Consider the following 25,197-nt stretch of genomic DNA (forward strand, 5'->3'; position numbering starts at 1 on the left):
GGCCGGTCCGCGCTCAGAACAGGCGGGTGTGCCCGCCCTCGATGCCCCGCATCGCGTCGTAGTCGAGGACCAGCACGCGGATGCCGCGGTCCTCGGCCAGCGTGCGGGCCTGCGGTGCCACGGTCTGCGCCGCGAGCACGCCCTGCACCGGACGGAGCAGCGGATCGCGGTTCATGAGTTCGAGGTAGCGGGTGAGCTGCTCGACCGCGTCGATGCCCGCATTGCGCTTCATCTCGACGGCCACGCTCGCGCCGGCGTCGTCACGAGCCAGGATGTCGACCGGCCCGATCGCGGTCATGTACTCGCGTCGGACGAGCGTGTGCCCGTCCCCGAGGAGCTCGATCTGCTCGGCGAGGAGCTGCTGCAGGTGCGCCTCGACCCCGTCCTTGACGAGGCCAGGGTCGACGCCGAGGTCGTGGTTCTCGTCGGCGATCACCTCGTACAGGCTGACGACGAGCTTGTCCTGCGTCTTCTTCTGGGTGACGGTCCAGACCTGCTCGATGCCGGCCTCCGCCTGCTCCTCGGAGGGCTCGCCGATCTCGATCGAGCACGGCGGGCTCATCCAGTTGAGCGGCTTGTAGCTGCCGCCGTCCGAGTGGACGAGCAGCGAGCCGTCGGCCTTCAGCATGAGGAGCCGGGTCGCGAGGGGGAGGTGTGCCGACAGGCGACCGGCGTAGTCGACGGAGCAGCGGGCGATGACGAGACGCACCCAGGAAGCCTAACGGGCGTCGGGCCGCCGGTTCGCGTCGGCCGGTTCGGCGTCCGGCGTCCGCTCGCGTGCCGCACCCGATGCCAGACCGGCGGCGACGATGAAGACGAAGACGATGAGCAGGCCGTTCAGCAGGCCGAAGTGCTCACCCGCGAACCCGATGATGGGCGGCCCGGCGAGGAACGCGACGTACCCGATGGTGGCCACGGCGCTCACCTTGGCGGCTGCGGTGCGGGGGTCGTCGGCGGCCGCGGACATGCCCATCGGGAAGCCGAGGCTCGCGCCGAGTCCCCAGAGCACCACGCCGACGATCGCGAGCGGGACGTTCGGGATGAAGATCAGCATCCCGAGTCCGACCACGGCGACCGCTGCGCTGATGCGGAGCACCGGGACGCGTCCGAAGCGGTCGATGAGCGGGCTGCCGGCGACGCGGCCGACGGTCATCGCGGCGAGGAACACGGTGAGCACCGCGGAGCCCGAGGCGTTGTCGAGCCCGTGTCCGTCGATCATCGCGAGCGGCAGCCAGTCGTTGGCGGATCCCTCGGCGAGGGCCATGCCGAGCACGATGACACCGATGAAGAGGGTGGTCGGCTGCTTCCAGACGGCCCAGCGGGAGACCGGGAGCGGCACGGGGGTGGTGTCGGTGGGCTCCGGTTCGGTGACCCGCTCGTCGCCGAACCAGCGGACCGCGACGACCATCGCGATCGCCATCAGGACACCGACGACGATGAAGTGCAGCGCCACCGGGATCTCGAGGCGTTCGGCCAGTGCGCCGAGCCCGGCACCGGCGAGCGTGCCGAGGCTGAACGCGGCGTGGAACATCGGCATGATCGTGCGGCCACCGAGTCGTTCGGCGGTGGCGCCTCCGACGTTCATCGACACGTCGCACAGCCCGTTGCCGAAGCCGAACGCGATGAGGCAGATCCAGATGGCGGCGAAGCCCCAACCCGTGGTCACCGCGACGCCGGCCATCACCATGCCGACGACCAGGCAGACGGCGGCGATCTGCACGCCGTGCTTCGCACCGAGCTTCGCGACGATGTGTCCGGCGAAGGTCAGTCCGGCGATCGACCCGACGCTCATCCCGACGACGAGCAGCCCCATCTCGAAGGTGCTGGCGCCGAGCTCGTCGCGCACGCTCGGGATCCGGCCGAGCCAGGTCGCGATGCCGAGCCCCGAGAGGGTGAAGACCACGAACACCGCGGTGATCCACGCGCGGGTGCTGGGGGCCTGGCTCGTCCTGGTGACTGACGCCGTCGTCATGGTGCTGTTCCGATCGAATCGATTCGAGTGTGGTTCTCGGATACGCTAACCGGCGATGGACGACTCGGCAACACCTCGTGGCGCGTCGGGGCACACCGCGCCCGCCCGACCGACGCTGGCCGCGGTCGCGCGTGCGGCCGGGGTCGCTGCGTCGACGGCGTCGCTCGCGTTCAGCGGCAGCGGCCCGGTGTCCGAGGAGACCCGCGCCCGCGTGCTCGCCGTCGCCGCGTCGATGGGGTACGACGGTCCCGACCCCCGTGCGCGCTCCCTCCGCCGTGGCCGATCCGGCGTGATCGGCGTCGTGATGGACGAACGCCTGAGCGACGCGTTCCGCGACCCGGTGAACGTCCTGACGCTCGACGGCATCGCCGAGGTCGCCGGGGAGGCCGGGGCGTCACTGCTCCTCGTCCGCAGCCCCCTCGACGACGAGCGCGGCATGGGCCCGCTGGTCGACGCGCCGATGGACGCGGTCGTCCTGGTCGGCTGCAACGTGCGGGTCGATCCCGCCGTCGCCGTGCTCCGACGCCGCGGGATCCCGGTCGTCGCGATCGAGGCGGACGACATCGAGGGCGCTGTCCCGATCCAGCTCGACAACCGCGAGGGCTCGCGCCGTGCCGCCACGTTCCTCCGAGACCTCGGCCACACCGACGTCACCGTGGTCACGCTGCCCCTCGACGCCACGCACCAGCTCGGACCGATCTCCGATGCGCGCTTCGCGGCCGGTGCGGCGTTCACGACGATGGAGCGGCTCCGTGGGGTCCGGGGCGTGTTCCCGTCGTGCGTCGCGATCGAGGCAGGTGGCAGCTCGGTGGAGGCCGGGCGCGTCGCCGGGGAGTCGCTGTTCGGCCCCGGCGGCACCCGCCCCACCGCGGTCATCGCGCAGAGCGACCTGCTCGCCGTCGGGGTGATCTCGTCGGCGCTCGAGCACGGGCTCCGGGTGCCGGAGGACGTCAGCGTGGTGGGCTTCGACGGCATCCACGTGGACGACAGCCTGCTGCACCGTTCGCCGATCCGGCAGCTGACCACGCTCGTGCAGCCGTTCGTGCAGAAGGGCCAGGCGGCCGCGCGGGCAGCGCTGGCGATGCTCGAGGGCGATGCGCCGAGTGGTGCGTCGTTCCGCTCCGAGCTCCGCGTCGGCGACACGACGGCACCCCCGCGCGCGTAGCCTGCGGCGTCCACGGCGTCCACGGCGTCCACGGCGTCCACGGCGTCCGCGGCGTCCGCGGTGCCCCGGGTCTCGCGCCCGCGTCCCGCCCGCTCTCTCTCCGCCCCCTCCCCGGCCCGGGGCCCCGGGCCCCGGGGGCCGGGTGCTCGAGTGCGCAGAAGTGGTGACCGTGCAGGCCCGCAGGTGAACGTTTCTGCGCACTCGACCGTGCAGCCAGGCTGGGTCACGTGCACGGCGCGAGTGCGGAGGGAGCTGGCCGTCGAGTGCGCAGTAGTGGGGACGGCGCAGGCTCTCGGGTGTCTGTTTCTGCGCACTCGATGGTGGTGCCAGTTCGCGCCACGCGTGGGGCGTGAGCGCGGAGGAGCCGACATTCGATTGCGCAGTAGTGGTGCCGCGCAGGCCCGCAGGTGACCGTTTCTGCGCACTCGACCGTGCACCGAGGCCGGGCACGAGCACGGCACGAGCCGGGCACGCGTGCGGCACGAGCCGGGCACGAGCGCGCGAGCACCCGTCGAGCGCGGGACGAGTGCGGAAGGAGCAGACGCCCCCGCTCAGCGCGCCATCGCGACGGCGATCCACCCCGGGCGGTGTGCCCGCACGCCGAGCGTCACCGCGCGCACGCCGATGTACCCGAACGAGAACACCGCCCACAGCGCCGCGAGCCCGTTCCCGAAGACCCAGAGCAGCGGCAGGTACACGACGAGGTTCACGCCGCCGGCGATCGCGAGGTACCTGGCGTCCCCCGCGCCGATCAGCACCCCGTCGAGCACGAACACGTACCCGGCGACCGGCATCCCCGCCGCGATGAGCACGAGCACGACGGGCAACGACGACCGCACCGCCTCGGAGTCCGAGAACACCGGGCCCAGCACCCCGCTCACCGCCAGGGTCAGCAGCCCGAGCAGCACGCCACCACCGATGCCGAGCACCACGAGCCGCGTCGTCACGAGCCGCACCCGGTCGCCGTCACCGGCACCGAGCGCGTGCCCGACGAGCGCCTGTCCTGCGATCGCCAGTGCGTCGAGCGCGAATGCGAGCGTGCTGAACACCGTCAGGCCGACCTGGGTCGTCGCGAGCCCGACCGTCCCCAGCCCGGCGGCCACCCCGACGGTCGCGAGCATCGCCACGCGCAGCGATGCGGTCCGCAGGAACAGCCACGCTCCCGATCGCAGTGCCCGCGCCACGCCAGAGGCACCCGGCCGCAGCGGAGCGCCCACACGCCGTGCCGCACGCACGGCGATCACCACGTACACGGCGGCCATCGCCCACTGCACGAGCACGGTGCCGGCGGCCGATCCCTCCACACCCCACCCGAACCCGTAGATGAGCACCGCGTTGAGGAGACCGTTCGCCAGGAAGCCGATCGACGCCACGACGAGCGGGGTCCTGGTGTCCTGCAGCCCCCGCAGCAGCCCGGTCGACGCGGTGACGACGAGGATCCCCGGGAGGCCGATCAGCGACACGAGCAGGTAGGCGGTCGCAGCGCTGGAGACCGGGGCCGATGCGCCGAACAGCCCGACGAGCGGTTCCGCGAGCGGCCACCCGACGAGTGCCAGGACGACGCCGAGCCCGAGCGCGAGCCACATCCCGTCGATGCCGGCGTGCACCGCTCCGCGCCGGTCACCGCCGCCGAGCGCGCGCGCGACGGCAGGCGTCGTCGAGTAGGCCAGGAAGACGAGCAGCCCCGTCACGGTCTGCAGCACGGCACTCGCGAGTCCGACCGCCGCGAGCGGTGTCGCCCCGAGGTGCCCGACGAGCGCCGTGTCCGTCATCAGGAAGAGCGGCTCGACCACGAGTGCGCCGAGAGCAGGGAGCGCCAGCCGGACGATGTCGCGGTCGACAGCGCGGCGCGAGGTGGGCATCAGGACATCATGCCGCGGAATAGGCTCCGCCCGTGGACGTCTTCGCGCTCGTGCCCGGCGCACTCGGCATCGCGCTGAGCCCCGTCTCCGTCGCCTCGATCGTGTTCCTGCTCGGGCACCGGCGCGGGTACGGCGCCGCGGTCGCGTGTGCGGCGGGGTGGATCGTCGCGATCGGGGTCGGACTCATCGTCGCGGTCCTGGTGGGCGAACGTCTGCCCGCCGAGTCGTCCGACGGCCCTCCGGTCCGGGCGCTCGTCGCGCTCGGCGCCGGCGTCGTCCTGCTCGGACTGGCCGTCTGGCAGTGGACGGTCCGCCGGTTGCCCGACGGATCACCCGCGAGCTCGCGCTGGTCGGACGCGATGGAAGCGCTCGATCCGTCGAAGGCGTTCGGGCTCGGCGTCCTCGGCTTCGTCACGAACGTCAAGGCGCTGGTGCTCGTCCTCGCCGCCGGGTTGTCGTTCGGTGACGTCGACCCCGGGCCGGGTGAGGCCGTCCTGGCCGGCGCGGTCTTCGTCGTGGTCGCCGGCTCCACCGCGGTGATCCCGATCGTGCTCGCGGTCGTGCTCGGTGACCGCGCCGAGCGGGCGATCGCCGGGATGCGCGCGTGGATCGCCCGGTGGGGCTCCACGCTGCTGGTGGGCGTGCTCGTCGTGGTCGGCCTGGTGCAGTTGGTCACCGGGATCGTGGGGCTGCTCGCCTGACGCAACGGCGCGCGCCGGACCGGACGGGAGGCCCTGGTCGCGTCGCGCGCGCACCGTGCGGTGCGTGGCGGAGTCGATCAGGGCCTCCCGTCCGACCTCGGGTCCGCCTCAGTCCGCGCGTGGTTCCGTCGGGATGCCGCCGGTGGCGGCGTGCGCCGACTCCGACGCTTCCGGTGTCGGCGGCTCCGTGCCGCGCGCCCGGCCGATCAGGTCCATCACGTGGTAGACGACGATCGCGGCCACGGTGCCGAGGATGATGCCGCCGAAGGACGCCTGACCGAACGAGAACGTGAAGTCCGCGATGCCGATGATGAGTGCGATGCCGGCGGTGAGCTGGTTCTTCGGCTTGGCGAAGTCGACGCGGTTCTCGACCCAGATGCGGATGCCGATGACCCCGATCAGGCCGTAGAGCGCGGTGGTCGCCCCGCCGAGCACCCCGGGCGGGACCGAGGAGATGACCGCGCCGATCTTGGGGGAGAGGCCGAGCAGGATCGCGACGATCGCCGCGACCCAGTACGCGGCCGTGGAGAAGACCCTGGTGGCGGCCATCACACCGATGTTCTCGCCGTACGTCGTGGTGGCGGAGCCGCCGCCGACGCCCGCGAGGACCGTCGAGATGCCGTCGGCGAAGAGGGCGCGCCCGGTCAGTGGCGTGAGGTCGCGGCCGGTGAGCTGTCCGACGCCCTTCACGTGGCCGACGTTCTCGGCGATGAGCGCGAGGACGACCGGCACGAACGCCAGGTAGATCGCGAGTTGTCCCGGGTCGAAGGCCGGTGCGGTGAACTCGGGCAGGCCGATCCAGGCGGCGTCGCCGACGGCGGAGAAGTCGACCTGGCCCGCGATGAGTGCTGCGACGTACCCGACGACGACGCCGATGACGATCGACAGCCGACCGATGAGCCCCTTGAACAGGACGGTCACCAGGATGATGGCGGCGAGGGTGATGACGGCGACGAGCGGCGCCTTCGTGAAGTTGTCGCGGGCCGCCGGGGCGAGGTTGAACCCGATGAGCGCGACGATCGCTCCCGAGACGACCGGGGGCATCAGGCGGTCGATCCAGCCGGCCCCGGCGAGGTGCACCACGAGCCCGATGACCGCCAGCAGCGCGCCGACGACGATGATCCCGGAGAGTGCGAGCGGGATCCCGCCGATCTTCGTCGCCGCACCGATCGGCGCGATGAAGGCGAAGGAGCTGCCGAGGTAGCTCGGCAGGCGGTTGCCGGTGATGAGGAGGAACAGGATCGTCCCGATGCCGCTGAAGAGCAGGGTCGTCGACGGCGGGAAGCCGGTCAGCAGCGGGACGAGGAACGTCGCGCCGAACATCGCCACGACGTGCTGCACGCCGAGACCGATGGTGCGCGGCCAGGTGAGCCGTTCGTCCGGTGCCACGATCGTCGTCGCCGAGACGGTCGCGCCGTCTCCGTGCAGCTTCCACGGGAGTCCCATGTCCATGACCGTAGTGGCAGCCGCCCACCTGCGCCGTCGGCCGCAGGACGGTTGCGTCGGGATCACCGGGTGGACGGCAGGGGATCGGTGGCTATCGTGGAGCGCATGACCGACGTCGCAGGCACCACCGGAATCCAGACCGACGAACTCGACGCGAAGGTGCAGCCGAAGGACGACCTGTACCGCCACGTCAACGGGCAGTGGATCGACGCGACGCCGATCCCCGACGACAAGGCGCGGTACGGCTCGTTCACGGTGCTCGCGGAAGAGGCAGAGAAGGCCGTCCGGGCGATCGTCGAGCGCTCCCAGCAGGCTCCTACGGGGTCCGAGGAGCGCAAGGTCGGGGACCTGTACACCTCCTTCACCGACGAGTCGAAGCTCGAGGCGCTGGGGACGGCACCGATCGAGCCCCTGCTCGCCGAGATCTCCGCGCTCGGGACGAAGGACGACGTGCTCCGGATGGTCGGCCGGTTCGAGCGACTCGGGCTGCCGAGCTTCATCCAGCTGTTCGTCGACAACGACCCGGGTGACCCGGAGTCGTACGTCGTGTTCCTCGAGCAGTCCGGTCTGGGTCTGCCCGACGAGTCCTACTACCGCGAAGAGCGGTTCGGCGACATCCGTGAGAAGTACCGCGAGTTCGTCGCCGCGATGTTCCCGCTCGCCGGGTTCGACGACGGTGCCGAGCGCACCGAGCACGTCATCGCGCTCGAGACCGCCCTGGCCGGGAAGCACTGGGACAACGTCGCCACGCGCGACAGCCAGAAGACCTACAACAAGCTGCCGTGGTCCGAGGTGGACGCACTCGCACCCGGGGCGGACCTGCAGCTCTGGTGGGAGTCGATCGACGCTCCTGCCGGAGCGTTCTCGACCGTCGTCGTCCGCGAGCCCTCGTTCCTGACGGGTCTGGCGGAACTGCTCGGAGCCGAGTCGCTCGAGGCGTGGAAGGACTGGCTCCGCTGGCAGGTCATCCGGGCGTCGGCCCCGTACCTGACGAGTGCGTTCTCCGCCACGAGCTTCTCGTTCTACGGCACGGCACTCACCGGCGCCCCGAAGCAGCGTGAGCGCTGGAAGCGCGGCGTCTCCCTGGTCGAGGGCGCGATGGGCGAGGCCGTCGGCCGGATCTACGTCGACGAGCACTTCGACGAGACGTCGAAGGTCACCATGGACGACCTCGTCGCGCACCTGGTCGAGGCGTACCGGCAGAGCATCACGGCCCTCGACTGGATGACCGACGAGACCCGGACGCGCGCGCTCGAGAAGCTCGACAAGTTCACGCCGAAGATCGGGTACCCGGTGAAGTGGCGCGACTACTCGAAGCTGCCGATCTCCGCCGACGACCTGATCGGCAACGTCCGGGCCGTCGCCGCCTTCCAGGTCGACCGCGAACTCGGCAAGATCGGGAAGCCGATCGACCGCGACGAGTGGTTCATGACGCCGCAGACGATCAACGCGTACTACAACCCGGGCTTCAACGAGATCGTGTTCCCCGCCGCGATCCTGCAGTTCCCGTTCTTCGACGCCGCCCGTGACGCCGCGGCGAACTACGGCGCGATCGGTGCTGTGATCGGCCACGAGATCGGGCACGGCTTCGACGACCAGGGCTCCCAGTACGACGGCGACGGCCGACTCGAGAACTGGTGGACCGAGGCCGACCGGCAGGCGTTCGAGGAGCGCACGAAGGCACTCATCGCGCAGTACGACGCGCTGGTCCCGACCGAGGTCCCGGACGGGCACGTCAACGGTGCCCTCACGATCGGCGAGAACATCGGCGACCTGGGTGGCCTGTCGATCGCGTGGAAGGCGTACCTGCTGTCGCTCGACGGACAGGAACCGCCGGTCATCGACGGACTCACCGGCGCCGAGCGGTTCTTCCTGAGCTGGGCGCAGGCGTGGCGGATGGCGATCCGCCCGGAAGAGGCCGCACGCCTGCTCCAGATCGACCCGCACTCGCCGACCGAGTTCCGCTGCAACCAGGTCGTGAAGAACATCGACGTCTTCTACGACACGTTCGGCGTGACCGAACGCGACGCGATGTACCTCGACCCCGCCGAGCGCGTCTCGATCTGGTGATGGTCGAGCCCGACGCGGCACCGTCCTCGCGGCGGCGACGCCACGACGGCGCCGCCGGTGCGGGGAACCGTGCCGGTGCGGGCGGCCGTGCTCGCGGGCGCCACCGCGGGGGTGGCGAGGAGCGGTTCTCGGCGACGGTCGAGGCCCTCGGAGCGCTCGCCTACGACGGTGCCGGGGTCAGCGCGTCCGTGATCGACACGTCGACCGGCCGCGCCCTGCTCGCGATCGACGACCGGCTCGTGCAACCCGTCGGGGGCCTCGGCCGTGTGCTGCTGCTCATCGAGGTCGCGGCACGGCTCGAGGACGGCCGGCTGCACGGCGACCGGCTGCAACGGATGGCTCGGGACACCGCGACCGGACCGGGGCTCTGGCAGTTCCTGCAGGAGCCGACCATGCAGGTCTCGGACCTCGCCACCCTCGTCGCGGCGACCGCCGACGCGTGGGCGACGAACGCACTGCTCTCCACCGTCGGAATCGACGCCGTGCGCGAGCGTGCCGAGTCGCTCGGGGTCGAGCGATCGGCGTTCATCGACCGCGTCCGGGACCGCCGTGGCCCTGACGACGCGCCGGACATCGCGGTCGCTGCGTCGGGGGAGCTCAGCTGGGTGATGCGTGGTCTGGCCCTCGGCGAGGTCGTCGACGAGGGCGTCTCGAACCGGGTGCTCGGGTGGCTCTCCCTCGCAGCCGACCTCTCGCTCGTCGCGGGGTCCTTCGGCCTCGACCCGCTGGCGCACCGCGCACTCGACCACGGCCTGCAGTCGGTCGCCGTGACGGGTTCCGGCCCGGGTATCCGTGCTGAGGCCGGAGTGCTCCGCGGCCCCGGTTCGAGCGTGAGCTACGCGGTCACGGTGACGTTCGAGGACGACACGCTCGACCGGCGCCTTTCGGTCGTCGAGGCACTGCGCACCATGGGCACCGAGGTGCTCGACGCGGTGCACGTCACCGCGACGCGCTGACGCGCGCCTGCCGCGCCACCGACGTGCCCGGCTGCCGCGCGCCCGCGACCCGGCCCCCTACGGAAGCGAGCGCGCGGGGCGGACGGCGGGCGAGCCTCCAGTCGGGGTCCAGGCGACACGATCGGTGTCGTAAGACAGCGACGCTGTCGCAATCACGCGCCTGCAACAGTTGCAAGCGCGGGGGTGCGACACGATCGTTGTCGTACGACAGCGGGTCTGTCGTTCCGAGTCGGCACCGACGTGCCCGCCCCCGCCCGGTCAGCGGCGCTTCTTGGCGGCCTTCTCCAACTTCTTGCGGAGCTTCTTCCGCGACTTGCGGGCGTGCGGGTCGTTCCACATCTTGCGGGCCGTCTCGCCCTTGGACTGCTTGATCACGGTGCGGTTGGCTCGCACCCCGAACCAGAAGCCGATGAGCACGATGGCTGCGATGACGATGATGCGGTTGCGCATGGTCTGTCCTTTCGGTGGTCCGGCCGGTCAGCCGGTGAACTGTCGTACGAGGTCCGTGATCACGGGCCCGATGTCTCCGGCCCGGTCCGCTGAGCCGATCGCGACCGCGAACAGCGGGTAGACGGTCACCACGACGGCGACGATCACCGCGAGGACGACCGGTACCCATGCCGCCACGCTACGACGCCGGGTCACGGCGAGGATCAGCAACGCCAGGACGACGATGCCGCCGAGGACGGTGACGAGTGTGACGCGGACGACCGGGAACGGCACGAGGCCGGCGGTGGTCCCGGTGACGCCGACGAGGAACCCGACGAGCGGCAGGAACGCACCCACGAAGAGCAGGAGGACGACGAGCACGCCCACGACGGTCGCGATCCAGACACCACGGGCGCGAGGCGGACGTTCCCGACCGAAGCGACGCCCGCGGCGGCCGGACCAGACGGTCATGCTCGGGTGTCCGGCTCGGTCGCTGCGGCTTCGGTGGCCTCCGCGGCGTGCGCGGCCGCGTCGGCCATGTCGTCCGCGGCGCGCTTGGTCGCGTCCACCGCGTCATCGACGGCGTCGGAGCCGGCCACACTGGCACGGCCGATGGTGTCAGCGGTCGACTCGCGCACCTCGGCTGCGGCGTCGCGGGCGCGGTCAGCGGTCTCGGACGCGGTGTCCCGCACCTGGTCGAGCGCAGCGGCGGCGGCCGCTCGGGTCTGGTCGGCGGCGACGCGAGTCCGGTCGGCGACGTCGGCCCCGACCTCGCGCGCCTTCGCTGCCGCGTCGGCTCCGACCCCCTGCGCCTTCGCAGCCGCATCGGTCGCTGCGTCCTTGACCCGCTCGGTCGCCTCCGCCGCCTTCTCGCGGACGGCGTCGACCGCTTCGGAGACCTTCGACGGCTCGTCGTCGAACGGACCGTGCACGTCGGTGACCCGGACGTCGACCGTCGCGGGCTGTCCCGCGACCTGGGCGACGGCGTGGGCGACCTGCGCGCGGACCTCCTCGGCGACCGTGGTCACGCGTTCGGGGTAGGTGACGACGAGCGACACCTGCACGTCGAGTGTTCCATCGGCGTCGTCCACCTGCACGCCGAGGGCGCTGGCGGTCCGGCCGAGGCGGGAGCGGACCTGGTCGGCCGCGCGTTCGAGCACGCCACCCAGGTGGTGCACGCCGTCGACGCCGATCGCGGTGACTGCTGCGGTGCGTGCTGCGACGGTGAGGACGCTGGCGTCCTCCGGCAGCGGCTCGGTCAGCGATGCGGGCAGGGCCACATCGGTGACGTGGGTGCGGGCGTGTGTCTCGTTCTCCATGATGTCCTCCTCGGTCCGGACAGGAGACGACGGGGCACCCGCTGGCGGATGCCCCGTCGTCGTCACTGCAGCTGCCTAGTTCTTGAAGACGTCCTTGACGTCCTCGCCCGTCTGCTTGACGTTGGCGGCGGCCTGGTCCTTCTTGCCCTCGGCGACCTTGGAGTCGTCGTTGGTCGCGTTGCCGAGGGCTTCCTTCGCCTTGCCGGCGATGTCCTGGGCGGCGTTCTTGATCTTGTCGTCGAGACCCATCAGGGTTCCTTCCTTCGGTGGGCGGGAGCGCCCGTTGCGGTGGTGAGCGTGGGCCGGGAGGCCCGTGGTGCGTCCGGCGGTCGGCCTCAGCTGACCCTGGTGGTCGCCTTCGCGAGCGCCGAACGGGTGCCGCCGGTCAGGTGCACGAGCACCGGGACGGAGCGGCCGAGTGTGCGGTCGAGGACCTCGAGAGCACGGTCGACGGCGTCGAGCACGGCGACGGCGTCGCCGCCGCGTCGCACGGCGACCCGGATCCGTGCCGCGCGCTGCCGGCGCACCTGGAAGACGTCGACCTTCGAGCCGACGACGTCACGGACGCCCTTGAGCTCGTGGTCCACGACGTCGCGGACGAGTGCCACGTTGATGGTGACGGCGTCGTCGCCGGAGCGCTCGCGGACGGCGACGGAGGTCCCGCCGCCTCCACGGGTGAACACCCACACGAGGGCGAGGACGATGACCACGGCACAGGCCACGGCGACGATCCACAGCGACGCCGCGGGGACGTCGAGGCTGCGGGGGATCGAGACGTACGGGTCGACGGCATCGCGGACGGCCGGCAGGACACCGGCGCCGATGGTGATGCCGACGACGATGGCGACCAGTCCGAGGACGAACAGGATGATGCGGTTCAGGGTGCGGTTGCTCTTCGTCATGACAGCGTCCCTCGTTCTGCGAGTGTGACCTTCACGCGTCGGCCGAAGCGTTCGTCGAGTTGGCTGAGCCGTTCGGTGACCGCTGCGCGGACGGCGGCTTCGTCGACCGGGACGCCCGAGACCGGGACGACCCTGACGTCGGTGCGGTTGCCGCGGGAGCTCGCCGAGGTGTTGCCCTCGGGGACCCCTGCTGCCGATCCGGCGGCGTTCGCCGCGGTGGCGGCGATGATGCGGGTGTCGATGACGACGGCTCCACGGTCGTGGGGCACCGGCGAACGGTGCTGCCGACCGGGCTTGAGTGCCAGGACGACGAGCACGACACCGAGCACGACGAGGACGACCGCGATCACCTCGGCGATCGTGACGAACGCCGCATCGGGGCGGAGTGCCGTGTCGACGACCGTCTGCGGGTCGGCGAGGAGGGGTGCCGCGCCGACCGCGCGGAGGACCGACTCGGTGCCGATCCACGCCGCGACGAGGACGAGCACCACGAGCGCGACCGACACGGCGGTCGACCGTGAGCGGTGCACGCTCCGGCGACGGATGCGTCGTTCGACGGCGTTGCCGCCGACGGAACTGCTGCTCATGACGATCTCCTAGGCGACACGGGTCTCGCGCTCGCGCACGATCCCGGTCAGTTCGATGTGGGCACTGCCGACTCGGCGCCCGGTGAGGGCGCTGACCCGGTCACGGACCTCGGCCGCGGCGGCCGTCGCGCGGCCGACGAGGTCGTCGGCCGCCGCGATCGGTCCCGTGATGTCGAGGGCGAGCGACCCTTGGTGGTCTCCGAGTCCGACGTGGACCCGTTTCGCCGGGGCACCGAGGTGCTCGGCTGCGACGGCGCGCGCGCACGAGGTCAGGGCCCGCGCCGTGATCTCGACGCGGCCCGCGACCTCCGGGCCGCCGGTCACCGGGAGCTCCGGCGCCCGGTCAGCACGTCGGTCAGGGCGCCGCGGTCGATGCGTCCGGACACGAGGGCGGCCACGAGGGCACCGACGAGGGCGAACACGACGACGAGGATGAAGCCCCAGAAGCCGAACTGCAGTGCGACGACTGCCAGGATGGCGCCGATCAGGGCGCCGGTGATGGTGGTGCTCATGCGACTCGCGCTTCCTTCTTCTCGTCATCGTCGTCGTCGTCACCCGGGATGAAGACGTCCTGCACCGTCACGTTGACCTCGGTGACCTCCATGCCGACGATCTGCTCGAGCGCGCGGCTGACCGAGGAGCGGACGCCCTCGGCGACCTGCTGCAGCGGCACCGGGTACTCGGCGACGATCACGATGTCGGCGGCGATCTGCTTCTCGCCGACCTCGACCTTGACGCCCTGTCCGAGGTCGCGCTGGCCGATCGCGTCGCGGATGGCGCCGATGGCACGGGCTGCGCCGCTGCCGAGGGAGTGGACGCCGTTGACCTCACGGGCGGCGATGCCGGCGACCTTCGAGACGACGGTGTCGTCGATGACGGTCTTGCCCGTCGTGGTGCCCGACGTGGCCGGAGCCGTCCGTGCGGCCGTGGTCGCTGCTGCGGTGCCCGGGGTGGTGGTCGTGTCTGCCATGGTTGCTTCCTTCCGTGAGTCCCGCCAGGTGATCCCAGCGGTTGCTGTTCACGGATGAGACGGGCTGACCCAGACAGAAGTCACACGGGATCACTGCTTCTCAGAGAAGTGCCAGACAACGGTCGATCGGGGGACAGGCTTGTCCCCCGCAACACGGAGGGCTCAGGGATCGACGCGGATTTCGTCCGCTTGCGTGCGCTTCCGGACGCTCTGGTCGGACACGGCTCGGACCGCACGGACGCGGGCCATCGGCGTCGTCCCGAGCTCGCGTTCGAACAGCTGTTGCAGCCGTCGCGGCTGGAGCCCCACCGCGCGGGCGATGCCCGCGACCGTGAGCGGTTCGGCGGCATGGGCGTCGATGAAGGCGAGCGCACGCCGCAGTCGCGGGGACGGTGTCTCCGAGCCGGGATCGGCGGCGTGGACCGCTCGGACGGTGGCGCCGGGGGACTCCTCGAACCGGTCCCGGTAGGCGGCAGCGAACCGCCCGCCGTTCGTGAAGCCCCATGCCTGCGCGACCTCGGTGACGCAACCGGGGTCGGCGGTCCGCAGGAGTTCGCTCCGCACCCCGTCGAGGCGCTGGTCTCGGAGGAAGCGACTCGGTGTCTTCCCCAGCGTCCGCAGGAAGACGTCCTGGAGCCCGCGTTCGCGGAGGCCCGCGGCGTCGGCGATCGTCCCGACGGCCGGCCGTTCGCGGGCGTGCTCCTCGATGAACCGGATCGCGTCACGCAGTCGGCTCGCCAGGGGCACGTCGTCGCCGCGGTCGCGGAGCGGGAACGTGTCGAGGACGACGACGGCGAGCCGCCGGTTGAGCGCGGTGCGCATCGGTCCCCGGACCCGGTCGTCGAGGAGCGCCGGCCCGAGCTCGCGGATCAGGCGACGGAGGGGTTCCCGGCGTGCGACGACGTCGTCCTGTTGGTCGAAGAGCAGCGGGCCGGCCGGCAGCAGGAACCCGAGCTCACGGCCGACCGAGCGGAGGAACCGGTCGGCGATGTGGACGCCGTTGTAGAGCGTGTCCTCCGACTCGAAGCGGTACGCCTCCGACGCCGAGGCGATGTAGGGCGCACCTGGGAGCACGACACGGGTGCGATCCGCGAAGTGCATCTCGAGGTGCCCACGCGTCAGCCAGAACACGACGTGGTCGTCCCGCGGACCGATCACCCCGCTGCGACGCCCGCCGGACGCGTCCATGGTGCGCAGGGAGAGGTCGTCGTCGCCGATGACCGAGTACTCGTACCGTGTCCCCGGCGCCACCGTGGTGTCCGATGCGAACCCGGACCCGCCGTACTCGGAGGTGAAGATCGCCGTGTAGCCGCTGCCGTCGACGTTCGAGAACCGCTCGCGGCGGAACCCCCTGGACGACGTCGTGCTCACGAGGACATCATCACATCAGCGGTTAGGAAGACGCCTGTCCCTCGGGCACGAGTGCCTGGACGGACAGGAGCTGCGCCTGTGCGTCGTCGCAGGCGGTGTAGTCGGTGTCCGCGACGAAGAGCGACGCCTTCGACCCCGGCGGGTAGACGCGGAACCCATCCGGCGTCCGTGGCGAGCACGCCGCGTTCGAGTAGTTGCCCGCCTGCCCGATCTTCAGCGGTGCGACGGCGGTCTGTCCGGGCGCGAGGGTGACCGTGGGGTGCGGGGATCCCGTGTCCTGCTCGGCGGCGGCACCGATCTGGGTGCCGTTGCCCCCGCCGACGAAGGAGACGCCCGGCCACCCCTGGAGTGTGCAGCTCGCGGCCCCGGTGTTCTGCAGGGCGAGGTGCACGACGACGCTCCCCGCTGCACCCCCGCTCCCGGGCTGGATCGACGCGGCGAGGTCGTCGGCTGCGCACTGCCCGGACCCGCCAGCCGACGACCCACCGCTCGACGACTCGCTGCCCCCACCGGCCGACGCAGCGGCCGACGGCGCAGGCGAGGTCGACGGGGTCGGCGTCGCGGTGACGGTCTTCGTCGCGGTGGCGGTGGCGGAGTCGCTCCCGCCGGACGCGCACCCGGCGAGGGCCCCGATCGCCAGGATGCCCACCGCCCCGAGCATGATCACGGTTCCCTTGCTGGACTGCATGACGGCAGGTAACCACCGCAGGAGACGATGCGTCCCGGTATCCACTCAGGGACCGCGAGCACACTCGCGCCGTACGGCACCGTTGCCGTGCACAGGACCCGGAGGACGGACCATGGCAGGCAAGCACGAACAGACCCGAGGCGACGGAGACCGCGCGGACGGCGTCGAGCCGGTCGCGGGGGCGTTCGTCGACAGCGACATCCCCGGCGAGGACCAGCCCAGGTCGAACGAGCCGGTCGGCGAGTTCGTCGCGAGCGACATCCCCGGCGAGGACGTCCCCACGACCACGGGCACCGACGGCGAGTACGTCGAGTCGGACATCCCCGGCGAGGACGAGCCCCGTCCGTCCGGCGAGGTCGGGCACTACGTCGACACCGGCAGCGGCACCGACGACACGGAGAACGGCTGAGCCGCGTACGGCTGAGCCGCGTACGGCTGAGCCGCATACGGCTGAGCCGCGTACGGCTGAGCAGCGAACGGCTGCGGGCTAGTCGATGAGACCCGCCTGCGTCAGCAGGCGGATCGTCTCGATGCCAGCCGGCGGGCACCGGTCCCGGTCCGCCGAGGTGACCCACTCGACCTCGTCCACTTCTGCGGAGGCGACCGGCGTGGCGGAGTCCAGCGGGCCTCCTGGCCGGACCAGGAAGAGGGTCATCGCGACCATCGTCCCCGGAGCTTGCCCGTGCGCCGGCTCGGTGACGACGGCGAACTCGTCGACGTCGGCGGCGGTGAGCTGGAGACCGGTCTCCTCGAACGCCTCCCGCACCACGGCCTCGACGTCGGTCTCGTGTGCCTCGGCCTTGCCGCCAGGCAGGTAGAGCACGTCGCGCTGTCGCGCTCGCACCATGAGCACGCGCCGGTCACGGACCAGCAGCAGCGCGCTGACACGCAGCGTGGGAGCGTCGGCCGGGAGGCTCAGCTCGCGTCCGCCTCGTCGTTGCGCACCGGGGCGGTCCGGTCCGCCAGCGGCACGACGGGGGTGGGGACGTCCAGTTCCGCCTCGGGTTCCGGGCGCACACCGTAGAGGGCCTCGAGCGCGCCGACGAACTCCTCGCCGCGCCCTGCGCGACCCAGCTCGCGTGCGCGGACCGACGGACGGTGCAGCAGGACGCCGACGAGGTGCCGGAGCGCCCGCTCGGTGTGCTCCGCCGACTCCGGCGTGCTGTCCCCGCGTCGGTTGGCGCGGTCGATCTCGTCGTCGAGGATGTCGAAGACGTGCTTCCGGAACGCCACGAGCGCCGGGGTCGTCGACTGCTCGAGCGCCTGCGCACGGAAGCGGGACACGGCGTCGTCGACCATCGCCCTGGCTTCCGACTCGGCATTCAGCTCGGAGATGGGCGCGTGGATGCTGATGGTCTCGAGGTCGAGCAGCTCGACGCCGTCGACGTGCGTGGCGTCTGGGTCGACGTTGCGGGGGAGCCCGAGGTCGATGACGATGCGCCGCACCCCGTCGTCGAGGTCGGCCGGCTCGATCACCGGGACCTCGCTCGAGGTGCAGGTGATGACGACGTCGCTCGTGGCGATCGCCCGGCGCAGGTCGTGGGCGGCGACGAGGTCGTGCTTCGCGGCGAACCACGGGGCGCGGCCGGACGGCGAGTACACCTGGATGCGCTCGGCTCCGCGGTCGCGCAGTGCGGCGATCGTCGTGGCCGCGTAGCTGCCCGTCCCGACGAGGAGCACGTTCGTCTGCGCCCAGTCGGTCACGCGGGACGACGCGAGTTCGAGGCCGAGGCGCACGAGCGAGCGACCGGCCGCCCCGATGCGGGTGCGGGTCTTGACGCCGCGGGAGGTGTGCGCGGCTTCCTGGAAGAGCCGCTCGAGGTCGGAGGTGGTGGTGCCGTTGGCGCGCGCGTCCTCGAGCGAGCGGCGGACCTGTCCTGAGATCTCGGTCTCGCCGATGACCACGGACTCCAGGCCGCTGGAGACGGCGAAGAGGTGCTGGACGACGTCCTTGCCGCCGAGCACGGAGACGGAGTCGAGGACGTCGGTGCCGGCCAGTCCGCTGGCGCTGGCGACGGCCTCAACCGTGGCGGACACGGCGGAGTCGCTGTCGCCGGCGATGTCGAGGTAGGCCTCGAAGCGGTTGCAGGTCGCGAGGACCACGGCACCGTCGAGGACGTCCGACTCGGTGACCAGTCGGGAGGCGGCCGCGGGGGCGCCGATGCTCAGTCGCTCCAGGAGGTCGAAGCTGGCGTTGCGATGCGACGCCGTGAGACAGATGAGCACGTACTCCATGGTACCGCGCTCGATGGGAGAATCGTGCGGTGACCGACGCATCCACAGCCGTACTGCCCGCAACGCACCCGCTCGCCGACGGTCGCACCGCCCGATCCCCGCTGGTCAGGGCGCTTCGCGGGGACCGCCCCGAGACGCTGCCGGTGTGGTTCATGCGCCAGGCCGGACGGTCGCTCCCCGAGTACCGCGAGCTCCGCGTCGGCACCGCGATGCTCGACGCGTGCCTCGACCCGGCGATGGCGTCCGAGATCACGCTGCAGCCCGTCCGCCGGCACGGGGTGGACGCCGGCATCTTCTTCAGCGACATCGTCGTCCCGATCAAGCTCGCGGGTGTGGACGTCGAGATCGTCCCCGGTCGCGGCCCGGTCCTCGGTTCCCCGATCCGCACGGCTGCTGACGTCGACGCGCTCGAGTCGCTCGACCCGGCCGCGCTCGCACCGATCGCCGAGGCCGTCCAGCGCACCGTCGCCGAACTCGGGAGCACCCCGCTCATCGGGTTCGCCGGTGCCCCGTTCACCCTCGCTGCCTACCTGGTCGAGGGCGGCCCGTCGAAGGACCACATCCGCGCCCGCACGCTCATGCACGCCGAGCCGGAGACGTGGTCGCGCCTGCTCGCGTGGGCGGCCGAGGTGTCGGGGACGTTCCTCCGCGCCCAGGTGCTCGCCGGGGCATCGGCCGCACAGCTCTTCGACTCGTGGGTCGGGTCGCTCTCCCGCGCCGACTACCTCGAGCACGTCGCACCGCACTCCGCCGCGGCGCTCGCGCACGTGGCCGACCTCGGCGTCCCGCGCATCCACTTCGGCGTCGGCAGCGGTGAGGTCCTGCGGGACATGACGACCCTCGGCACCGACGCGGTCCAGGTGGACGCGGTCGGCGTCGACTGGCGGCTCCCGTTGGACGAGGCCGTCGCCCGCGTCGGCACCGGCGTCACCGTGCAGGGCAACGTCGACCCGGCGATGCTCTCCGCGCCGTGGGAGGTGCTCGAGGCGCACGTGCGCGACGTTGTCCGTCGCGGTGGCGCTGCACGCGCGCACGTCGTGAACCTCGGGCACGGTGTCCCGCCGGAGACCGACCCGACCGTGCTGACCCGCCTGGTCGAGCTCGTGCACGCGCTCGGGGACGGAACCGACGTCGCCGGGAGCCCCGCGTGACGGAGGCGATCGTCGTCGGCGGCGGGGTCGCCGGGCTCGTCGCCGCTCGTGACCTCGCCAAGGCCGGGGTGCACGTGGTGCTCGTCGAGGCCTCCGGCACGCTCGGCGGCATGGTCCGCCGGCACACCGTCGCCGGCATCGACCTCGACATGGCGGCGGACTCGTTCGCGACGAGGACCGACGCCGTGTCGACGCTCGCGATCGAACTCGGCCTCGGCAACGACGTCGTCGCGCCCGACCCCCGGGGTGCGTGGCTCATGACGCGCTCCGGCAGGGTCGCCCCGATCCCCGCGACCGGGCTCCTCGGCATCCCCGGCAGCCCCATGGCCGCCGACGTGCTCGCCGTCGTCGGCCAGGGCGCCGCCTTCCGGGCCCAACTCGACTCCCTCATCCCGTCACCCGTCGGCGCGAAGGCCCGGTCGCTCGGCGAGCTCGTCCGGAAGCGGATGGGCGCGAGGGTCCTCGACGACCTCGTCGTCCCGATCGTCGCCGGTGTCCACTCCACGCACCCGGACGACCTCGACCCCGACCGTGTCGCACCGGGACTCCGTGCCGCCCTGCAGCGCGAGGGCTCCCTCGCCCGCGCCGTGCTCGCGCTCCGCGAACGTGCGACGGCCGGCTCCGCGGTGCAGGGCATCCGGGGCGGGATCGTCCGGATCGTCGACGAGCTCGTCCGTGACATGGAGACGTACCGGGTGGACGTCCGGCTGCACACCCGTGCGACTGCGATCGAGCGCGCCGCGGTCGAGGTGCGGGGAGCGGACGGCACCACCGAGCGACTCGTCGCCGACCACGTCCTGTCGGCGGTGCCCGACCCGCACCGACCGGCGGCACCGAACCGCACCGGCATCGAGCTCGTCACCGTGGTGGTCGACCAGCCCGCCCTCGACGCCGCGCCGCGCGGCACCGGGATGCTCGTGCACCCGGATGCCACCGGTGTGCGGGCAAAGGCGCTCACGCACGCCACCGCGAAGTGGCCGTGGCTGGCCGATGCGGCCGACGGGCGCCACGTCCTGCGACTCAGCTATGCGACGTCCGCAGCCGACCCGGCGGACGTGGGTACGAGCCTCCCGATCGACCCGCGGAGCGAGACCGGCGTGCGGGCGACGACGGACGCGACCACCCTGCTCGGGACGCCGATCGCCCCGGAGGACGTCCTCGGAGCAGCCCGCGTCCTCTGGAACGGTCCGGACGGCGGCGCCTCCGGCCTCGCCGACGGCGTCGTCGGGATCGGGGAGGGGTCCCGCGGTCGGGGGCTCGCCGGGATCGTCGACGGAACCAGGTCCGCCGTGCGGGGTCTGCTCGGTTCCTGAGCGGACCGCCGACCTCCCGAGGGCTACTGTTGGTGGAACGCCGACACATTCCGTTCGGCGCATGACCACCGCACACTGACTCAAACGGAGGAACCATGCGAGGCAGGCTCCTGTTCGTCGCCGGCGCAGCACTCGGGTACGTCCTGGGATCGCGAGCCGGACGGGCGCGGTACGAGCAGATCAAGACCGTCACCGGCAAGATCTGGAACAGCAACGGCGTCCAGCAGGGCGTCCACACCGTCGAGGAGTTCGTCGCGGACAAGACGCCCGACGTGGCCGAGTTCGTCGGTGAGCAGACCAAGAAGGTCGTCCGCAAGGTCGGCCAGAAGAAGGACGCCCAGGCCTCATGACCGACACCCGTGACCGGAAACCGCGATCGCTGTTCGGTCTCGTCGGGGACGTCCCACAGCTCGTCAAGAACCTCGTCAAGGGTGAGATCGCGCTCCTCAAGGCCGAGCTGGTCGGCAAGGCGAAGGTCTTCGCGATCGCCGCGGGGCTGCTCATCGCGGCGCTCGTCATCGTGCTGTACGCGATCGGCGTGCTGCTGACGGCCGCCGTGATGGGCCTCGCGACGGTCATGCCCGCGTGGCTGGCTGCGCTGGTCGTCGCCTTCGTGATGCTGGTCGTCGCCGCGATCCTCGGGTTCGTCGGCTGGAAGCGTTTCAAGAAGGGGCTGCCGATCACGCCGAAGCGCACGATCGACAGCGTGAAGAACGACATCAACGCGGTGAAGGGCATGGGCAAGAAGCCCACACCAGAGACCCAGCACGCGTCCCGCAAGCCGGACGTCGGCGGCCGGTTCTGACGCCCGTACCATCCCCGGAGGAACCCGTGACCGACCAGCACCCCCACGACCAGCTCGCCGACGACGTCGCCGCGACCCGTGCCCAGCTCTTCGACACCCTCGACGCGATCGAAGACAAGCTCAACGTGCCGAAGCAGATCGGCATCGCTGCGTCGAAGGTGAAGCGCGGCGCGCAGGAGAACCCGGTGCCGTACCTGGCCGGGCTCGCAGCGGGCGTGGCAGTGGTCGGGGGTATCGTCGTATCGGTGCTCCGACGGCGGTAGCGCTCGCCGCCGGACGGGGAGCGGCGTTCCCCCTTGCAACCGATAGGACAATGGACGCATGAGTTCCACCGTGCCCACGCACGAGCCGTCTGCTGACTCCGGGATCGACCCGAACCTCCTCACGGCGTACGCGCTGTGGGCCGTGTTCCGCCGGCCCCTCGGCCCGATCCACACCGTCGGTGACGACGCCGTGGCCGAGCTCGACGCCGTCGTGACCGCCGCCGCCGACCGTGGCGTGACCATCCGCGGGTTCTACGACGTCTCCGGCTTCCGTGCCGACGCGGACGTCATGATCTGGCTGCACGGCGACGACGCGCAGGCGATCCAGGCCGTGCTGCGCGAGATCCGCCGGACCGGGTTGTTCCAGGACGCCGAACCGGTGTGGCACGCGATGGCGATGCACCGCGAGGCCGAGTTCAACAAGCGGCACACCCCCGCGTTCCTCCGCGGCAAGGACCCGGAAGCGTGGATCACGGTGTACCCGTTCGTCCGCTCCTACGAGTGGTACCTCCTGCCCGAGGAAGAGCGCAGCACGATGCTCCGCGACCACGGGATCGCCGGCGCGAAGTACCGCCGCGTGCTGACGAACACCATCGCCACCTTCGCCCTGAGCGACTACGAGTGGATCCTGCCGCTCGAGAGCCCCGACCTGGTGGACCTCGTCGACCTGATGCGCGACCTGCGCTACACCGAGGCGCGCATGCACGTGCGCGAAGAGGTCCCCTTCTTCACCGGTCGTCGGGTGACGACCGCCGAGCTGCCGGAGGTCCTGTCATGACCGACACGTCCAAGATCACGAACGGCCAGCTGGTGATCGCCGCGACCCCCGCTGCTGCGGACGGCCCCGAGCACGTCGAGACCCCGGTGGCGTACGACGCCATCCTGCTCGCCGGGTTCGGCGGACCAGAGGGCCAGGACGACGTCATCCCGTTCCTCCGCAACGTCACGCGTGGCCGTGGCATCCCGGACGAGCGACTCGAAGAGGTCGCGCACCACTACCGCCACTTCGGCGGGGTCAGCCCGATCAACGCCCAGAACCGTGCGCTGAAGGCCGCGCTCGAGGCAGAGCTCGCCGCGCGCGGGATCGACATGCCGGTCCTCTGGGGCAACCGCAACTGGGAGCCCTACCTCGAGGACGCCTTCACCGAGGCGGCCGAGAAGGGTCACACCAAGCTCATCGCCATCGCCACGAGCGCCTACTCGTCGTTCTCGAGCTGCCGGCAGTACCGCGAGGACTACGCCCGCGTGCTCGACGCCACCGGCCTGATCGACACGATCCAGGTCGACAAGGTCCGGCAGTTCTTCGACCACCCGGGCTTCGTCCGTCCGTTCGTCGATGGTGTGCGGGACGGCATCGCACAGGCGATCGCCGAGAACGACGGACTCGACGTCGCGAACGAGCTGCAGATCCTGTTCTCGACGCACTCGATCCCGTCGACCGACGCCGCCAAGTCCGGTCCGGACTTCCGTGGCTTCGGCGACGGCGGTGCGTACGCCGCCCAGCACGAGGCCGTCGCCCAGGTCGTCCTCGACCAGGCGTGGGCGGAGCTCCTCGAGCAGCCGGAGCACGCGCACCTGCAGGGCACGACGAAGCCGGCGTGGAAGCTCGTCTACCAGTCGCGCTCCGGCCCGCCGACGCAGCCGTGGCTCGAGCCCGACATCAACGACTACATGAACGAGGAGCTCAAGGGCGGCCCGACCCGCGCGGTGCTCATCGTGCCGCTCGGCTTCGTGAGCGACCACATGGAGGTCATGTGGGACCTCGACGAAGAGGCGACCGAGACCGCCGAGGAGCTCGGCTTCTGGTCGATCCGCACGCAGACGCCCGGCGTCGACCCGGCGTACGTCGCCGGCCTCGTCGACCTGGTGCTCGAGCGCGTCAATGGCACCCCGACCGCGGAGCGTCCGCACATGACGGACATCGGCCCCTGGTACGACGTCTGCCGTCCGGGGTGCTGCGAGAACGAGCGTGCCGGGTTCAAGCCGGCGGCTGCCGGGCTCGCACCGTGACCGACGAGCAGCCGGCCGCCGGTGGCCCGACGCCGATCCGGCTCGGGACCCGCGCCAGCCGGCTCGCGGTCGCGCAGTCGCAGGACATCGCCGACCGTCTGTCGAAGGCGGCCGGTCGTCCGGTCGAACTCGTCACGGTGACGAGCGAGGGCGACACGAACCGTGCGTCGCTGGCATCGCTCGGCGGCACCGGCGTCTTCGCCAGCGCCCTGCGCGAGGCCCTCGTCGCGAACGAGGTCGACGTCCTCGTGCACTCGCTCAAGGACCTGCCGACGGCGCCGTACCCGGGGCTGACGATCGGCGCGGTGCCGAAGCGTGCCGACGCCCGTGACGTCCTGGTGGCCCGGAACACCGCCACGCTCGACTCCCTGCCGGAGGGCGCGAAGGTCGGCACGGGGTCGCCCCGCCGCGTCGCCCAGCTCAAGGCGAAGCGCCCAGACCTCGAGGTCGTGGACATCCGCGGCAACATCGACACCCGCATGGGCCGCGTGGAGGACGACCTCGACGCCGTGGTGCTCGCCGCCGCCGGCCTCGGCCGCATCGAGCGACTGAACGAGGCGACCGAGCTCCTCGACCTCGGTTTCTGGCCGAGTGCTCCCGGGCAGGGCGCGCTCGCGGTCGAGATCCGTTCGGACGAAGTCGACCGGAACCTCTTGGCTGCGCTCCGGAAGATCGAGCACGCGGCGACGCGACTGACCGTGTCGGCCGAGCGTCGGGTCCTCGAGAAGCTCGAGGCGGGCTGCTCCGCACCGATCGGCGCCACGGCCATCGTCGACGCCGAGATGCTGCTCGTCTCGGCCACGGTCTACCGACCGGACGGATCCGAGTACCGCACCGCGTCGCACGCCGCCGTCCTCGACGGCTCGGCGCAGGAGCGTCTCGCCGACGCGCTCGAGGTCGGTGACCGCGTCGCGGCCGAGCTCCTCGAGAACGGTGCCGCCGACCTGGCGGACATCGCGACGTCGTCGGAGTAGCCACGGAC

At 71.7% G+C, this 25,197-nt stretch carries 30 protein-coding genes; 13 read left to right on the forward strand and 17 right to left on the reverse strand.

Annotated features, from left to right (window positions below; all coding sequences use genetic code 11):
• Nucleotides 1–13: 13 nt before the first annotated feature.
• Both nucS and QK288_RS03300 read right to left on the reverse strand, forming a co-directional pair.
• Entirely contained in the window at nt 14–709 is a 696-nt protein-coding gene (nucS, locus tag QK288_RS03295; RefSeq protein ID WP_281266389.1) for an endonuclease NucS, read from the reverse strand.
• A 9-nt stretch (nt 710–718) separates the two neighbouring features.
• Entirely contained in the window at nt 719–1,972 is a 1,254-nt protein-coding gene (locus QK288_RS03300) for an MFS transporter (protein WP_281266390.1), read from the reverse strand.
• Nucleotides 1,973–2,027: 55 nt separating this feature from the next.
• Between QK288_RS03300 and QK288_RS03305 the strand changes: the two genes are divergently transcribed.
• Complete coding sequence (locus tag QK288_RS03305) at nt 2,028–3,137, forward strand: substrate-binding domain-containing protein (RefSeq protein ID WP_281266391.1); 1,110 nt, start codon at nt 2,028–2,030, stop codon at nt 3,135–3,137.
• Nucleotides 3,138–3,688: 551 nt separating this feature from the next.
• Here QK288_RS03305 and QK288_RS03310 read toward each other — a convergent pair.
• Nucleotides 3,689–4,999 (reverse strand): MATE family efflux transporter, encoded by a 1,311-nt coding sequence (locus QK288_RS03310; RefSeq protein ID WP_281266392.1) that lies wholly within the window; start codon nt 4,997–4,999, stop codon nt 3,689–3,691.
• Nucleotides 5,000–5,031: 32 nt separating this feature from the next.
• On the opposite strand from QK288_RS03310, the gene QK288_RS03315 reads away from it, so the two are divergent.
• Nucleotides 5,032–5,700: a GAP family protein gene (locus QK288_RS03315; RefSeq protein WP_281266393.1), complete on the forward strand. Its 669-nt coding sequence runs from the start codon at nt 5,032–5,034 to the stop codon at nt 5,698–5,700.
• Nucleotides 5,701–5,808: 108 nt separating this feature from the next.
• Here QK288_RS03315 and QK288_RS03320 read toward each other — a convergent pair whose 3' ends face one another.
• Complete coding sequence (locus QK288_RS03320) at nt 5,809–7,146, reverse strand: solute carrier family 23 protein (RefSeq protein ID WP_281266394.1); 1,338 nt, start codon at nt 7,144–7,146, stop codon at nt 5,809–5,811.
• Nucleotides 7,147–7,251: 105 nt separating this feature from the next.
• Here QK288_RS03320 and QK288_RS03325 point away from each other — a divergent pair, with 105 nt between their 5' ends.
• Nucleotides 7,252–9,216: a M13-type metalloendopeptidase gene (locus QK288_RS03325; protein ID WP_281266395.1), complete on the forward strand. Its 1,965-nt coding sequence runs from the start codon at nt 7,252–7,254 to the stop codon at nt 9,214–9,216.
• Nucleotides 9,216–10,172 (forward strand): serine hydrolase, encoded by a 957-nt coding sequence (locus QK288_RS03330; protein ID WP_281266396.1) that lies wholly within the window; start codon nt 9,216–9,218, stop codon nt 10,170–10,172. The genes QK288_RS03325 and QK288_RS03330 overlap by 1 nt, the downstream gene beginning before the upstream one ends.
• Before the next feature lie 258 nt (nt 10,173–10,430).
• On the opposite strand, the gene QK288_RS03335 is transcribed toward QK288_RS03330, so the two are convergent.
• From QK288_RS03335 to QK288_RS03385, 11 genes are all read right to left on the reverse strand, one after another.
• Complete coding sequence (locus QK288_RS03335; protein WP_281266397.1) at nt 10,431–10,622, reverse strand: hypothetical protein; 192 nt, start codon at nt 10,620–10,622, stop codon at nt 10,431–10,433.
• 27 nt (nt 10,623–10,649) lie between these two features.
• Nucleotides 10,650–11,072, reverse strand: a complete 423-nt coding sequence (locus QK288_RS03340; protein WP_281266398.1) for an MFS transporter permease — start codon at nt 11,070–11,072, stop codon at nt 10,650–10,652.
• Nucleotides 11,069–11,920, reverse strand: coding sequence for an Asp23/Gls24 family envelope stress response protein (locus tag QK288_RS03345; RefSeq protein ID WP_281266399.1), 852 nt, complete (start codon nt 11,918–11,920; stop codon nt 11,069–11,071). Before QK288_RS03345 ends, QK288_RS03340 begins: the two co-directional genes overlap by 4 nt.
• 75 nt (nt 11,921–11,995) lie before the next feature.
• Entirely contained in the window at nt 11,996–12,169 is a 174-nt protein-coding gene (locus tag QK288_RS03350; RefSeq protein ID WP_281266400.1) for a CsbD family protein, read from the reverse strand.
• 86 nt (nt 12,170–12,255) lie between these two features.
• Entirely contained in the window at nt 12,256–12,822 is a 567-nt protein-coding gene (locus QK288_RS03355) for a hypothetical protein (RefSeq protein WP_281266401.1), read from the reverse strand.
• The gene (locus tag QK288_RS03360; RefSeq protein WP_281266402.1) at nt 12,819–13,409 is read right to left on the reverse strand and encodes a DUF6286 domain-containing protein; all 591 of its coding nucleotides are present in this window, start codon (nt 13,407–13,409) and stop codon (nt 12,819–12,821) included. The genes QK288_RS03355 and QK288_RS03360 overlap by 4 nt, the downstream gene beginning before the upstream one ends.
• Before the next feature lie 9 nt (nt 13,410–13,418).
• On the reverse strand, nt 13,419–13,733 hold the full coding sequence (locus QK288_RS03365; RefSeq protein WP_281266403.1) for a hypothetical protein: 315 nt from the start codon (nt 13,731–13,733) through the stop codon (nt 13,419–13,421).
• On the reverse strand, nt 13,730–13,921 hold the full coding sequence (locus tag QK288_RS03370; RefSeq protein ID WP_281266404.1) for a DUF2273 domain-containing protein: 192 nt from the start codon (nt 13,919–13,921) through the stop codon (nt 13,730–13,732). The genes QK288_RS03365 and QK288_RS03370 overlap by 4 nt, the downstream gene beginning before the upstream one ends.
• Nucleotides 13,918–14,379 (reverse strand): Asp23/Gls24 family envelope stress response protein, encoded by a 462-nt coding sequence (locus tag QK288_RS03375; protein ID WP_281266405.1) that lies wholly within the window; start codon nt 14,377–14,379, stop codon nt 13,918–13,920. The genes QK288_RS03370 and QK288_RS03375 overlap by 4 nt, the downstream gene beginning before the upstream one ends.
• Before the next feature lie 162 nt (nt 14,380–14,541).
• Nucleotides 14,542–15,750, reverse strand: a complete 1,209-nt coding sequence (locus QK288_RS03380) for an AraC family transcriptional regulator (RefSeq protein ID WP_281266406.1) — start codon at nt 15,748–15,750, stop codon at nt 14,542–14,544.
• Nucleotides 15,751–15,772: 22 nt separating this feature from the next.
• A complete protein-coding gene (locus QK288_RS03385) occupies nt 15,773–16,438 on the reverse strand; it encodes a DUF4232 domain-containing protein (protein ID WP_281266407.1) in 666 nt (221 codons plus the stop codon).
• A 112-nt stretch (nt 16,439–16,550) separates the two neighbouring features.
• On the opposite strand from QK288_RS03385, the gene QK288_RS03390 reads away from it, so the two are divergent.
• Nucleotides 16,551–16,847 carry a hypothetical protein gene (locus tag QK288_RS03390; protein ID WP_281266408.1) on the forward strand — a complete coding sequence of 99 codons (297 nt, stop codon included), beginning with the start codon at nt 16,551–16,553 and terminating at the stop codon, nt 16,845–16,847.
• 78 nt (nt 16,848–16,925) lie between these two features.
• On the opposite strand, the gene QK288_RS03395 is transcribed toward QK288_RS03390, so the two are convergent.
• Together QK288_RS03395 and QK288_RS03400 are read right to left on the reverse strand one after the other, a co-directional pair.
• Nucleotides 16,926–17,357 (reverse strand): NUDIX domain-containing protein, encoded by a 432-nt coding sequence (locus QK288_RS03395; protein ID WP_281267649.1) that lies wholly within the window; start codon nt 17,355–17,357, stop codon nt 16,926–16,928.
• Entirely contained in the window at nt 17,354–18,664 is a 1,311-nt protein-coding gene (locus QK288_RS03400) for a glutamyl-tRNA reductase (RefSeq protein WP_281266409.1), read from the reverse strand. Before QK288_RS03400 ends, QK288_RS03395 begins: the two co-directional genes overlap by 4 nt.
• A 38-nt stretch (nt 18,665–18,702) precedes the next feature.
• Here QK288_RS03400 and hemE point away from each other — a divergent pair, with 38 nt between their 5' ends.
• The 8 genes from hemE (at nt 18,703) to hemC (ending at nt 25,189) form a co-directional block, all read left to right on the forward strand.
• Nucleotides 18,703–19,824, forward strand: a complete 1,122-nt coding sequence (hemE, locus tag QK288_RS03405; protein ID WP_281266410.1) for a uroporphyrinogen decarboxylase — start codon at nt 18,703–18,705, stop codon at nt 19,822–19,824.
• Nucleotides 19,821–21,137 (forward strand): FAD-dependent oxidoreductase, encoded by a 1,317-nt coding sequence (locus tag QK288_RS03410; protein WP_281266411.1) that lies wholly within the window; start codon nt 19,821–19,823, stop codon nt 21,135–21,137. Before hemE ends, QK288_RS03410 begins: the two co-directional genes overlap by 4 nt.
• Before the next feature lie 95 nt (nt 21,138–21,232).
• The gene (locus QK288_RS03415; protein ID WP_281266412.1) at nt 21,233–21,487 is read left to right on the forward strand and encodes a hypothetical protein; all 255 of its coding nucleotides are present in this window, start codon (nt 21,233–21,235) and stop codon (nt 21,485–21,487) included.
• Entirely contained in the window at nt 21,484–21,942 is a 459-nt protein-coding gene (locus QK288_RS03420; protein ID WP_281266413.1) for a phage holin family protein, read from the forward strand. Before QK288_RS03415 ends, QK288_RS03420 begins: the two co-directional genes overlap by 4 nt.
• Before the next feature lie 26 nt (nt 21,943–21,968).
• Entirely contained in the window at nt 21,969–22,205 is a 237-nt protein-coding gene (locus QK288_RS03425) for a DUF3618 domain-containing protein (RefSeq protein WP_281266414.1), read from the forward strand.
• Nucleotides 22,206–22,263: 58 nt separating this feature from the next.
• Entirely contained in the window at nt 22,264–22,983 is a 720-nt protein-coding gene (gene hemQ / locus QK288_RS03430) for a hydrogen peroxide-dependent heme synthase (RefSeq protein WP_281266415.1), read from the forward strand.
• Complete coding sequence (locus QK288_RS03435) at nt 22,980–24,215, forward strand: ferrochelatase (protein ID WP_281266416.1); 1,236 nt, start codon at nt 22,980–22,982, stop codon at nt 24,213–24,215. Before hemQ ends, QK288_RS03435 begins: the two co-directional genes overlap by 4 nt.
• On the forward strand, nt 24,212–25,189 hold the full coding sequence (gene hemC, locus QK288_RS03440; protein WP_281266417.1) for a hydroxymethylbilane synthase: 978 nt from the start codon (nt 24,212–24,214) through the stop codon (nt 25,187–25,189). Before QK288_RS03435 ends, hemC begins: the two co-directional genes overlap by 4 nt.
• Nucleotides 25,190–25,197 lie beyond the last annotated feature (8 nt).

Origin of the sequence: Curtobacterium sp. 9128 (assembly GCF_900086645.1) — a bacterium.
Lineage (GTDB): Bacteria > Actinomycetota > Actinomycetes > Actinomycetales > Microbacteriaceae > Curtobacterium.